Below are 11,691 nucleotides of genomic sequence, written 5' to 3'. Positions count from 1 at the left end.
CCCGTTTTTCTCTCGATTTTCTTCTATACTTCAATCTGTCTTTTTCTTTTATTTTTATCCGATTATGGATTTCATGCAATTGCTCGGCGTGATTCTGCATGTCGATAAGGCTTTGGGTACGATTATTTCCCAATATGGAACGTGGGTATATGTCGTTCTGTTCGCTATCATTTTCTGTGAGACTGGTCTGGTTGTGGCTCCCTTTCTTCCGGGGGATTCTCTTTTGTTCATTGCCGGTGCGTTTTGTGCGACCGGTGCGATGCATCTTGAATTGCTGATCATTCTGCTGATTATCGCCGCGGTTACCGGGGATAATCTGAATTATTTTATCGGGCGGAAAATCGGGAGGGCTGTTTTCACCAGGGATTACCGGTGGATCGACAAGAAAGCCCTGCATTATACTCATGTCTTTTTTGAAAAACATGGCGGTAAAACCATCACTATGTGCCGTTTTGTCCCTCTGGTACGTACATTCGCTCCATTTGTGGCCGGTGTGACGGAAATGCATCTGTTAAAATTCCAGCTTTACAATGTTGCCGGTGCAATTGTCTGGGTGGTGGGACTGGTTCTGGGGGGGTATTTCTTTGGCAATATTCCCGTTATTCGGAACCATCTGAATACGATCGTGCTGCTCGGTGTCTGTGCAGCAGTTGTTCCGGTTATTCTTGGCGGTCTCTGGAAGCTTTTCCAGAGAGCTTTGCGTTCTAACTGATGGATGAAGTATGCGTCGTTTCTCCAAGGGTATCATTTTACTGTCGTTTTTTCTTCTGGCGGCCTGTTCGAAGCCGAGACAGATCGCCGTCAACGGGGCGCCATTGCATGAACCGTCAAAAACGGCCATTCTTCAGGAAGGTTCGCTGTTTTTCCGGGGACTGGATGGCAAACATCTCGATTTGTCGGATACTCCCAATCCTTACGACAATGTGGTATTTGTCGTAACGGCAGGAAAGCATGTGATCGGTGCGATGAATATCCAGGGAGGACACATCGTCATGCCGGAAGATTTGCGCTGTTACAAAATCAAGGCCGATTTACAACCCGGTATGGAATACATGATTGCCGAAGACAAGGAGCGCCATCTGGCCTATGTAAAGCGCAAGGATAATGGTGTGCGGATTGCAACGGCAAAGCCTTTTGAAACCCAGGTAGCGTACAGCGGCGGGTGTAACTGGAAATAATGAATGTCGTCGTCAACAAAGCGGATAGTAGTGACTTGCGTGATCTGGTGGTATTGACATGCGAGTTTCTGGAAGATGTCGCTTCACAGTCCGGTATGGCCGGTTTTGTTCCGGATGATCAGAAAATCAGGGAAAAACTTCCGGAATTTCTGGATATGCCGGATTACGCTGTTTTTGTGGCAAGGTCTCCGAAAGGACATCCTTTCGGATTTTGTACGGTTTTCCAGATGCCGGTACAGATACGTGAAGAACCTTATGCGATTCTGGACAGACTGTATGTCAGACGCGATTACCGGCGCAGGCAGATCGGTCGTCTGTTGGTTGAGGAAGCCAAACGATTTACACGCTCATGCAAGGGTAAACGCCTTCAGGCAACCTTGCCGGCTTTTTTCGTGATGGAAGAGGCACTTGCCTTTTTCAGGGCGGAACGTTTTTATGAAACGGGCGGGCGCAAACACAAAATTGCCGTTTGACAAAATTTTCTGTCACCGGATATGAAAAAACGCAATGGTTTGGAAAACCATTGCGTTTTCCTATGCGTTAAGAAACTATTTGACACGGATATTCTTGAACTGGAACGGATCTTCCGGATCGATATCTTCCTCGAAAGGCCAGTTCCGGTTTTCAAGCGGAGTCCACTCGCCATAAGAGCCGATGACTTCGCCCAGATAGGGTCGTGCGATTTCCAGCATGGTTTCGTGGTTGATATCGTCCGGTTCGATAACTCCCAGACCCGGGTTCCGGATTGCCCAGATGACGCCGGCCAATACCCCTGCCGCGACTTGCAGACTGGTTGCGTTGTTGTAAGGAGCACTTTTACGGGCTTCATCGATACCGAGATGCGAACCATACCAGTAAACGCCTTTCGGATTGCCCATCAGAAGTACGCCCAGTTCATCCACCCCTTCCTCGATTTCATCGCGCATGAGGCGTTTGACGGGTTGTTCCTGCCAGTTTTTGCCTGCCAGTTCATGAACGGAGAGAACCGCGTCATCGCTGGGATGGTAGGCATAATGAACGGTCGGGCGATAAACCACTTCGCCGTTTTCCCGAACGGTCAGATAATCGGCAATGGAAATGGATTCGGAATGGGTAATGAGGAAACCGTGGTAGGGTCCTTCCATCGGTGTCCAGCTTCGGACTTGTGTGGCTGCGCCGGGCTGGTTGAGATAGATGGCGGCCTGACATCCGAATGAATGGGTTCCGGCATCTTTGGGCCAGTGTTTTTCATGGGTTCCCCAGCCAAGTTCGGCCGGCTGGAGACCCTCGCCGATAAAACCGTCGATCGACCAGGTGTTGACGAACTCGTTCCGTTTTTTTCTGACAGAAGTGTTCTGGGTATCGCGTTCGGCGACATGAATGACCCTGATGTCCAGCTGCCGTGCCAGGGTAGCCCAGTCTTCACGTGTGGCCGGTCTGGCGTCGATACCGTTGTCTTTGGCGACATTAAGAAGTGCCTGCTTGAGGAAACCGGATACCATACCCGGATTTGCGCCCTGACATACAATTGCGGTCGACCCTCCGGGGTTTATGCGGCCGAATTCGAGTGCGGCTTCGCGCAGGGCATAATTGGAACGTGCCGAAGCGGACGCGCTGGTATCGGTATAGCCGCCTTCCCAGGGTTCGATGGATGTGTCGATATACAGTACTTCTTTTTCTCTGCAGAGTTCAATCAGGGCTATACTGGATACGAAAACGGATAAATTGACCAGAAAATCACCTTTTTCGAGAAGAGGTTCCAGAACGGGACGGTAATTGCTTTCTGTCAGACGGATTTGATGATAGGGGATGTTATAACGGCTGGCGATCTCTTCATTGTCCGGATCGGCGGCGATGATCCGGATACGGTCGGGAGTAAGCGGTAGATGCCGCAAAAATAACGGGAGAACGCCTTTTGCAATACTGCCGAAACCGATGAAAATGATTTTTCCCGTAAAATTTGCGAGTTTGTTTTCCAATTGCTTTCCTTATCCAGTGATTTTCCTGCCGGTAACTAGCAGGAAACAAGTGAATGAAAATGGTTGAATTAAATGTTCTTTTGCATCATATTGCTTTGTGAGAATATGGATACAAAAGACGAGAAGATAGGTTATTTTATGTCAATTTTAACGCCGATTGACGGGTTTGATAAGTTAGCGGCGCTAAATGGAATCAATCCGGCCTTTTTTGTGAGATATTGTTATTTTTTCAGCGGTTTTCATGAAAGTTTTTGTGGCTGATACGGACAGTCTGTCCATCTCGAAACTTGAACGGTCTTTGTCGATGTCGGGATTCGCTTGTGAAAAGGCGATTATTTCCGGAAAAGTGCAGGAATCCCTGTTTCACTATCTGGTAAATGGATTCAAAGGCGTTGTCGTATTGGGCGCGGGTCTTGATGATGACCTGAAAGAAAGCTGGATCAGGCAGTGCCGCAAATCGGAGGCTGTTTTTCCGGTGCTGGTTGTGACGCAAGCAAAAAGACGGGATTCGCTCATGAAGTTCAATGAGGCAGGCATGACAGATTTTATCTGTTTGCCTCTCAGGCCGGACGAACTGGTTACACGCATCAGCCTGCTGATCAGGCAGGTGTATCCGTCCGACTACGCTGCGAACGTTTTCCGGAATGGTCCTTTTGTTTTTTCCCGTTTTCCGAACAAAGTCTTGCGCGATGGAAAAGAAATCGAACTGACAGTCAAAGAATTCGAGCTGGCCTGTCTTTTGTTCAGACATATCGGGCAACCCCTGTCGCGCGTGACGATTGAGGAAACGATCTGGTTTTCGAGTGAAAATGAATTGAGCCGGACAATCGATACCCATGTTTCAAGAGTCCGGAACAAATTGGATCTGAAAGAAGAGCATGGTTATCGCCTGCAACAGGTTTACGGTTATGGTTATCAGCTTGTCGAAGTCTGAAGTGATATGACGGTCTTTGCATTTCTCCGGGTAAACGGGGGCATGGTTCACGTTATAATGTCCGTTTTACCGATTGCATTCTTGATACGACTTTTTGCATGACCATGAAACCTTCAATGCTGGCCAAACTGGAGCATCTGTCCGAACGTCTGACCGAAATCGATGAATTGCTGATGCAGCCTGAAGTAGTGTCCGACCAGGAAAATTATCGCAGGCTGAATCGTGAACATGCCGAGCTGGCACCGGTGGTGGCTCTGTACAAGGATTTCAGCCAGGTTCAGCAGGATGTCGAGACGGCCAGGGAAATGCTTTCCGATCCCGAAATGAAGGAATTCGCCCAGCAGGAGATCAATGAGGCGGAAGAAAAGCTGGCAGGAATCGAGAATGATTTACAAGTCATGCTTTTGCCGAAAGATCCGAACGATGGCAAGAATATTTTCCTTGAAATCCGGGCCGGAACGGGAGGAGACGAGTCCGCGCTGTTTGCCGGCGATCTGCTCAGAATGTATACACGATTTGCCGAAAAAAACCGCTGGAAGGTGGAAGTCGTGTCCGCTTCTATGTCTGAACTGGGCGGATATCGCGAAGTGATCGTCCGTCTTGTCGGCAGGGATGTTTACTCCAGACTCAAATTCGAATCGGGTGGTCACCGGGTGCAGCGGGTTCCGGTTACGGAAACACAGGGCCGTATCCATACTTCCGCCTGTACGGTAGCGGTCATGCCGGAAGCGGACGACGTCAGTGATGTACATATCAACCCCGCGGATATCCGGATCGATACGTTCAGGGCATCGGGTGCCGGAGGCCAGCATATCAACAAGACGGATTCGGCCGTCCGTATCACTCACTTGCCGACCGGTATTGTGGTGGAATGCCAGGATGACCGGAGCCAGCACAAGAACAAGGCTCAGGCCATGCTGGTGCTTGCCTCGCGTATCAAGGACAAACAATTGCGGGAACAGCAGGCCAAAGAGGCGGCAACCCGCAAGAACCTGATCGGTTCGGGTGACCGCAGTGAACGTATCCGGACATATAATTACCCACAGGGGCGGGTGACGGACCATCGTATCAATCTGACACTCTATAAGCTTGAATTCATCATGGACGGCGATCTGGATGAACTGGTCAATGCTCTGGCGGCGGAACACCGTGCCGAATTGCTCGCTGAAATGGCGGAAAATGTCTGAATTTGCCCGAAATCAAGTTTATGAAAGATATTTCTTCTGAAGGCGGATGAGGCATTGCGGGATCTTTCGCGGGGTTGTATAAATCGCTTATGAAATCCCGACATTTTCTGATCGCTATTTTGCTGCTTTGTACAGGTTTTATCCTGTTTGCACTTTATCTTCAGTTTTTCTGGAAAATATTGCCCTGTCCGCTTTGTGTATTGCAACGGTATGCATTCATTGGTACAGGTCTTTTTTGTGCCTTGGGCCTTGTTTCGGGGAAAATACGGGCCAGTGCCTTTGCTGCGCTTCTTTCTTCACTGGCGGGAATGGGATTGGCGATATATCAGTTGTGGGTTATCGCGCATCCTGCGATCCAGTGTGGCCGCGATCCGATGGAAGCGGCTATCAATGGCCTGTGGCCGGCCAAATGGTTACCTGTTTTGTTTCATTCCGACAGTCTGTGTGGCGATATCCTGGAGCCGATTCTGGGACTGACTCCTCCTCAATGGTCACTCGTCTGGTTTTTCATTTTCGCGGTCGTTTTTGCAGGAATCATGCGACGTGGATAAACGGGAGACATCGGGCGATATGTCCGGCAGCAATGAAAATGGCAAACCTGTCGTCCGGGCCGGCATGACGGTCCAATCCCTTTTTTCTTCCGTACGGATGGATCCGCTCGAGTTGCGTGTTCTGCTGGAACATGCCATCGGTTTTACACGAGTGAAACTGATCACCCATTCCGATCATGAATTGACAGAAGAACAGGCACGTGCCGTATCCGGTGTCCTGTCAAGACGGCTGGCGGGTGAACCTGTCGCCTATATTGTCGGCTTCAGGGAATTTTACGGATTGCCTTTTACCGTGACTCCGGATGTACTTATTCCCAGACCCGAAACGGAATTGCTGGTTGATCTGGCACTGGAGCGTTTGCCTGATCGTGGCCGGCTCGCCGATCTGGGAACCGGTTCGGGTGCGATTGCCGTTTCTGTGGCCGCCATACGTCCCGATGCAGAAATATGGGCGACAGATGTTTCTGAAAAAGCGCTTGGCATTGCCCGTAAGAATGCCGTTTCCAATCTGGGAGAGAAACGGTCCGTCCGTTTTTTGCAGGGGAGCTGGTTTGATGCACTTGAACCGGGCAGCCGTTTTGACCTGATTGTATCCAATCCACCCTATATTCATTCCGGAGACGGGCATTTGCAACAGGGCGATTTGCGGTTTGAACCGTTATCGGCATTGACTGATTATGCCGACGGTCTGTCGGCGCTGGATATTTTGATCGATCAGGCACCTGTCTGGCTGAAAAAAAGAGGGTGGTTGTTGATGGAACATGGTTACGATCAATCCGGTGCCGTCAGAAAAAAACTGGCGGCCAAAGGATATTCGCAGGTTCAGAGCTGGAAAGATCTTGCAGGTATTGAACGGGTCAGCGGTGGACAGTTGCCGGATTGAATGTGCCGGAATCCGGTTGGGATTTTTGGGTAAATCCAGACAGTCTGTTCCGGAATGCAGAGACAGGTAATCTGTTTATTCCCGCGAGATTTCCTGTTTCGCCATCGTTGCCTTACCGGTTTTCGGGGCAGGGGTCTCTGTGTTGGCCGGCAGCCGGAATAAAGTGAAAACGTTTTATATTGCTGCCCGGTTTTAACGGTCGGGATACCCTGTTTCCGGAACAAATGATGATTTTCTGAAACAATCAATATGAATCGGGAAATCTTGCCAGTATGTTTCCGGTGGTTTATATGAAGCGATATTGGCGAGACGGGCGAAAAATGAGTGTCTGTCCCGTTTTATGAAAACGGAAAACCGAATTGTTTTTTTTTGATGAACCGTCCGGTGAAAAAACAGGAAGCCGGTGAAACAATCTGGCTCAGTTTTTTTCCGGCCGGGCCTGTTTTCGAAGTATCCGGGGAAATTGCCAGATGAAAATCAGCGTGCAGCAAATGGCCGCTGTTCCGTCTGCAATGGCTTCGGCTGCGTAAATACCTGTAACGCCCATGATCCGGGACAGCAGCAGGGCGAGTGGGATAAGTAAAATGATTTTGCGCAACAGGGCGATAAAGATGGAAATTTTGGCCTGTCCCAATGCGACGAACATGTTCTGGCAAGCCCGTTGCAAACCGAAAATAGTCATGCCGCCCAGAAAGACCGGCATGGCCCAGCTGACAGTATCTATCAGTCGGGTATCACTGGTGAATGCCCGTGCTATGGTATCGGGGAAGAGCATCATGACCAGTATGAGTGCCAGATTGAATGAAAACATGATGGCCAGAGCGATGTAGGCGCAGTTTTTCACGCGTTGTGTATTGCCGCGACCGTAATTGTAGCTGGCGACCGGGACGAACCCTTGTGCAAAACCGACCAGAGGAACGCCGGCAATCTGCATGGAGCTTTGCAGGATAGTGAGGGCACTGACGTAAATGTCGCCATATATTTTCAGGTTGCTGTTCAGTACGAAACCGACAAGACTTTCCGTACTGGACATGACAAAAGGCGAAATTCCCAGTGCCACTATGCTTGCGACGATCTTCAGATCCGGTTTTATGTATCGTTTTTCCAGGGGAAGTGTGGCACGGTTCGAACACAGGAAACCGATGACACATGTGGCGCTGCCGATTTGTGCAAGGACGGTGGCGATGGCGGCTCCTTTCACACCGAAATCCAGCCAGAATATGAAAATGGGATCCAGTATGATGTTCAGTATGGCGCCTGTCAGTACGGCATACATGCTGACGGTCGGACGTCCCTGTATATTGATGAATGTATTCAATCCTGTGGACAGTTCGACAAATAGTGTTCCGAGAAGATAGATGGACAAATAATCCCTGGCATAGGAAAGCGTGTTTTCGGAGGCTCCTGTAAAAAGCAGGATCGGTTCCATGAATGTGTAGGCAATGGATGACGTGACCAGGGTAAAAGCGATCAGCAGGAGGAATCCGTTACCCAGGATTTTGCCGGCACGTTCGCGGTTGCCCTGTCCCAAGGCAATGGCAGCCAGTGGTGCACCACCACCGCCTACAATGGCGGAAAAGGAGGAAATCAGTATGATGATGGACGTCGTCACGCCGACACCGGCCAGCGCTTCCGTTCCGATACCGGGAATGTGGCCGATATAGATCCGGTCTACCAGGTTATAGAGCAGGTTGACAAACTGGGCAGCGATTGCCGGTAATGCCATTTTGAAAATGAGCGGGAGCAGATTTTCCTGTCCCAGCCGTTCTTCATACCGGAGTTCCTTGTTTTTCATACTGTATCGGATGAATCAGGCCGGATTGTCACTTCGTCCGTATTTTCTTCCGTTTGTTTGCAAAGTTTCTAATTATCGGTTTCCGGTATCGATGTCAAGTTTATCCGGGGGAAAGGCAGGTGGTCCGGAATGATCGGAAATTTGTCCTGTCACCATCTATTCGTCCGGCTACATGTTTTTACATGTCGTCCCGATGATTTCAATTGATGTTTTGATGTGTGGAAAACAGGCAAAACCGGAGCATGTTCATGAATGAAAACAAGTTATTTGACAAGAAAATCGGATGTCACATAAAGACATTGCCGGGGGATAAATACAGGGTTGACTTGTTTGAAGAGGAAATATCGTACCGGGTATTGTCGGATAGAGGGGGCGATAATTTTGTTATCAGAAATGGCCATCTGATACGGTTTGGCTGATATGGCCGGAAGCACGTCATCAAAATTGCGGCAATCGTGAGTTCTTTTCACGGTGCAGGAAAACAGATCGAAAACCGGCCTGGCTTGCTGGCTCGGGCCGGTTTTACGTAAATGACGGAATACGGTTTGAAAAGCCGGTTTTTGCCGACAGATTCTTTTTCAGGCTGCGGCAGCGGCCAGTTCATCCTGCATCGGATGACGGGGTTTGTTCCAGAGGTCGATATGGCGGTATTCGCCGAGTCCTTTTGGCTCACGATGGGCAATAACGATGAAACCTGTATCCGGAAGGGATGTCCGCAGCAGACGATAGAGTTGTTCTTCTGCCTGTGCGTCAAGCGAACTGGTTGCTTCGTCCAGAAAGACCCATTCGGGCCGTGTCGCCAGAATGCGGGCGATCATGAGTCGTTGCTGTTCACCGCCGGATAGCCGGTAATCGCTGCCGAGTTCAGCGGCCTGTTCAAGCTGGGTTTCATGGCGGGGACAGGTCAGTCCGACACTTTTCAGCAACTGGCGGATGCATTCCACATTGTCGGGCTTGTCTGGATAGGCGACGCATTCGGCCAGATTGCCGAGTGGCAAATAGGCCTTCTGGGGTAAAAAGAGCGTTTTTCCGGAAGGCAATGCCACCTGTCCGTCACAGTGCGGCCAGATTCCGGAGAGCGCTTTCAGCAATGTCGACTTGCCGATACCGGATGGCCCGTCAATCCAGACGGCTTCGCCCGGTCTGACGATCAGTTCTGGAATATGAAGCAGGTTTTGTCCGGAGGGATTGCGGACAGTCAGGTCATGGATGTGGAGTCTGTCATCCGGTGAAATGATTTCCACGAGAGGCGAGGGCTGCTTGCCGACGGCTTCGGCCTGACTCATGAAGGAGGCCAGACGGTTGGCGGTGGCGGACAGTTCGGCCAGTTCCTTGTAGGAAAAAATGAACCACGACAAAGTGGTGACCAGACGGGTGAATGCCGATCCGAGTTGCATCAGTCCTCCCAGAGCGACGTAGCCTGTCAGATAAGCCGGAAATGCCAGAAACAGCGGAATACGCAGAACCGTCATATAGTATGGCCGGGTGAATATGCCGAGGATAAATTCCCGGTTGATGCGATGACGCCAGTTTTCGAGGATACGTTTGTAACGCCTGTCGATAATTTCGCGTTCCGCTTTTTCGCCGTTTTCCAATGCGACCGCTTCCTTGGATTCTCGCAGGCGGGCCAGTGCGAAACGCATATCGGCTTCCCTGTGTTGCTGAATGACGTTCAGTTTCATGAGTGGTGCTCCCATCCAGTGGGTCAGTCCACTGGAGATCAGAACGTATACGGGTGCAGCCCAGACAAGGTAATGCTCAATGACGATTTCCGTTCCGAAGAGAGTGAAAGCGATCGGAAAGGCCGACAGTTTCCACAACAGGGCGGAATAGGTCGTCAGACCGACAAGTCCGGTGAAGAGGTCAAGGCCTTTTCCCGTCAGCCGGTCGACGAAGATCCGGCAATCTTCCGATATTCTCTGGTCGGGATTATCAAGCGGCGAGTTTTCGTCCGTATTCAGGTGCCAATAGGCTTTGTTGGAGAACCAGCGTTCCAGTGAAGCCTGGGTCAGTGTGGTTCGCCAACGGATCTGGACAAGTTGCCGGATATAGGATGCGATCAGAAATTGCGAGGCGCTGGCCAGCGTGATAAGACCGAAAATTCCGATTTGCCACAAGGCGGCCCGTGCATCGTATTTTTCCAGCGCACTGTAAAAGTCCTTGTTCCAGCTGATCATCTTGAGGGCAAGCTGGATTTCGACGAGATTCAGGGCCAGTACAATAAAACAGTAAAGGATACCGATTTTGCCTCCCGGTCCCTTGATGCAGAGGGAGGCCAGGGCGGCAATGCGTTTTAGCGTGTTATTCATCTTGCGCCTGCTTGCTTTCACGGTTTTTGGGCATGGCGATCCTTGTTGCGCGGGGTTCCGGTGTGTCGATCCGGAAAATGGCATCGGCTATTTTCCGGTCGGGTTCCGGCTGCCATTCCGGTTTATCCGAAGTCAGCAATACGGCTGTATCGGTGATGCCGAGATCGGCCAGCTGATAAGGTGTCCCGTGACCGTATTCAAGATGGCCGCGACCGATTATGCCGATGATGATCGGTTTGGGATCGGCCGGCGGTATTTCATGAAGGGCATGAGCCATATTGCAGGCGAATGCCCTGTCCCAGGTTTGCATGGCACGCATGAAACGTTCGCGGTCGGGAGCCGGTGTATCATCCGGTTTTCGATGATTGCCGTAACTGGCCAGATGGGCATAGTATGCCCCGGTGGCCGGGGCAGCAGGGGTCAGGCCATCCCGTTCGGTTTCGGGAATGGCATTCCATCCCAGTTTTCCGACACGGGAAACCAGTTCACGGTAACAATTCAGGGCCAGCATCCTGATTTTCTGCTGGCGGCAGAAGTGGAAAAGCGGCAGGTAAATTTCGGCCGGAAATCCCCATACATCGAGCCATTCGGATTTTTTGAGGAATGTTTCCGTATCGAGCCGGCCATCCACCCATTCGTCGAGAACGGGTTGAAGACGGCGCGGAAACATTTCAAAACCCATCATCATGTTCGGACGCAACGCATAAAGCGTTGCCGCTACATGCAATTGCCAGCGATGGATTTCGGCGATATCGTGTGTTTCTCCCAGCATGACAACGGACTTGCTTGCCATTTCCTGCATCAGTGGCTTGAAAGACAGGATTTTTCCGGATACGGGATCGATCCAGGTCGCACGCGGATGTGCAACGGCTGACGGTTTGACAGTTTCGCTCATA

11 protein-coding genes are annotated in these 11,691 nt (G+C 50.7%); 7 read left to right on the top strand and 4 right to left on the bottom strand.

Annotated features, from left to right (window positions below):
- Window positions 1-64: 64 nt before the first annotated feature.
- From NB647_RS07505 to NB647_RS07495, 3 genes are read left to right on the top strand one after another with little or no spacing between them, the layout of a single operon-like run.
- On the top strand, window positions 65-712 hold the full coding sequence (locus NB647_RS07505) for a VTT domain-containing protein (protein ID WP_269282733.1): 648 nt from the start codon (window positions 65-67) through the stop codon (window positions 710-712).
- A 10-nt stretch (window positions 713-722) separates the two neighbouring features.
- Complete coding sequence (locus NB647_RS07500) at window positions 723-1,178, top strand: hypothetical protein (RefSeq protein WP_269282731.1); 456 nt, start codon at window positions 723-725, stop codon at window positions 1,176-1,178.
- Window positions 1,178-1,651 (top strand): GNAT family N-acetyltransferase, encoded by a 474-nt coding sequence (locus NB647_RS07495; RefSeq protein WP_269282729.1) that lies wholly within the window; start codon window positions 1,178-1,180, stop codon window positions 1,649-1,651. The genes NB647_RS07500 and NB647_RS07495 overlap by 1 nt, the downstream gene beginning before the upstream one ends.
- A gap of 75 nt (window positions 1,652-1,726) precedes the next feature.
- Here the strand turns inward: NB647_RS07495 and NB647_RS07490 are convergent, their stop codons facing one another.
- On the bottom strand, window positions 1,727-3,136 hold the full coding sequence (locus NB647_RS07490) for a homospermidine synthase (protein ID WP_269282727.1): 1,410 nt from the start codon (window positions 3,134-3,136) through the stop codon (window positions 1,727-1,729).
- A gap of 241 nt (window positions 3,137-3,377) precedes the next feature.
- Here NB647_RS07490 and NB647_RS07485 point away from each other — a divergent pair, with 241 nt between their 5' ends.
- The 4 genes from NB647_RS07485 (at window position 3,378) to prmC (ending at window position 6,691) form a co-directional block, all read left to right on the top strand.
- Window positions 3,378-4,070, top strand: a complete 693-nt coding sequence (locus tag NB647_RS07485) for a response regulator transcription factor (RefSeq protein WP_269282725.1) — start codon at window positions 3,378-3,380, stop codon at window positions 4,068-4,070.
- Window positions 4,071-4,174: 104 nt separating this feature from the next.
- A complete protein-coding gene (prfA, locus tag NB647_RS07480) occupies window positions 4,175-5,257 on the top strand; it encodes a peptide chain release factor 1 (protein ID WP_269284772.1) in 1,083 nt (360 codons plus the stop codon).
- Between the two features lie 89 nt (window positions 5,258-5,346).
- Complete coding sequence (locus NB647_RS07475; RefSeq protein WP_269263974.1) at window positions 5,347-5,808, top strand: disulfide bond formation protein B; 462 nt, start codon at window positions 5,347-5,349, stop codon at window positions 5,806-5,808.
- Window positions 5,809-5,827: 19 nt separating this feature from the next.
- Window positions 5,828-6,691: a peptide chain release factor N(5)-glutamine methyltransferase gene (gene prmC / locus NB647_RS07470; RefSeq protein ID WP_269284769.1), complete on the top strand. Its 864-nt coding sequence runs from the start codon at window positions 5,828-5,830 to the stop codon at window positions 6,689-6,691.
- Window positions 6,692-7,109: 418 nt separating this feature from the next.
- Here the strand turns inward: prmC and NB647_RS07465 are convergent, their stop codons facing one another.
- From NB647_RS07465 to NB647_RS07455, 3 genes are all read right to left on the bottom strand, one after another.
- Window positions 7,110-8,486 (bottom strand): MATE family efflux transporter, encoded by a 1,377-nt coding sequence (locus tag NB647_RS07465; RefSeq protein WP_269282723.1) that lies wholly within the window; start codon window positions 8,484-8,486, stop codon window positions 7,110-7,112.
- A 578-nt stretch (window positions 8,487-9,064) separates the two neighbouring features.
- A complete protein-coding gene (locus NB647_RS07460) occupies window positions 9,065-10,795 on the bottom strand; it encodes an ABC transporter ATP-binding protein/permease (protein ID WP_269282720.1) in 1,731 nt (576 codons plus the stop codon).
- Window positions 10,788-11,690: a ChaN family lipoprotein gene (locus tag NB647_RS07455; RefSeq protein WP_269282717.1), complete on the bottom strand. Its 903-nt coding sequence runs from the start codon at window positions 11,688-11,690 to the stop codon at window positions 10,788-10,790. Before NB647_RS07455 ends, NB647_RS07460 begins: the two co-directional genes overlap by 8 nt.
- Between the last annotated feature and the right edge of the window lies 1 nt (window position 11,691).

The sequence above is a fragment of the Oxalobacter aliiformigenes genome (assembly GCF_027116575.1).
Lineage (GTDB): Bacteria > Pseudomonadota > Gammaproteobacteria > Burkholderiales > Burkholderiaceae_D > Oxalobacter > Oxalobacter aliiformigenes.
The sequence above is the reverse complement of the archived record's forward strand: the minus strand, read 5'-3'. Positions and strand labels throughout refer to the sequence as shown.

What these genes read in the sequence shown, in the direction of transcription:
- NB647_RS07495 (WP_269282729.1), top strand. Translation starts at nt 1,178, where the DNA reads ATGAATGTCGTCGTCAACAAAGCGGATAGTAGTGACTTGCGTGATCTG.
- NB647_RS07485 (WP_269282725.1), top strand. Translation starts at nt 3,378, where the DNA reads ATGAAAGTTTTTGTGGCTGATACGGACAGTCTGTCCATCTCGAAACTT.
- NB647_RS07505 (WP_269282733.1), top strand. Translation starts at nt 65, where the DNA reads ATGGATTTCATGCAATTGCTCGGCGTGATTCTGCATGTCGATAAGGCT.
- prmC (WP_269284769.1), top strand. Translation starts at nt 5,828, where the DNA reads ATGTCCGGCAGCAATGAAAATGGCAAACCTGTCGTCCGGGCCGGCATG.
- NB647_RS07455 (WP_269282717.1), bottom strand. Translation starts at nt 11,690, where the DNA reads ATGAGCGAAACTGTCAAACCGTCAGCCGTTGCACATCCGCGTGCGACC.
- NB647_RS07475 (WP_269263974.1), top strand. Translation starts at nt 5,347, where the DNA reads ATGAAATCCCGACATTTTCTGATCGCTATTTTGCTGCTTTGTACAGGT.
- NB647_RS07460 (WP_269282720.1), bottom strand. Translation starts at nt 10,795, where the DNA reads ATGAATAACACGCTAAAACGCATTGCCGCCCTGGCCTCCCTCTGCATC.
- prfA (WP_269284772.1), top strand. Translation starts at nt 4,175, where the DNA reads ATGAAACCTTCAATGCTGGCCAAACTGGAGCATCTGTCCGAACGTCTG.
- NB647_RS07500 (WP_269282731.1), top strand. Translation starts at nt 723, where the DNA reads ATGCGTCGTTTCTCCAAGGGTATCATTTTACTGTCGTTTTTTCTTCTG.
- NB647_RS07465 (WP_269282723.1), bottom strand. Translation starts at nt 8,486, where the DNA reads ATGAAAAACAAGGAACTCCGGTATGAAGAACGGCTGGGACAGGAAAAT.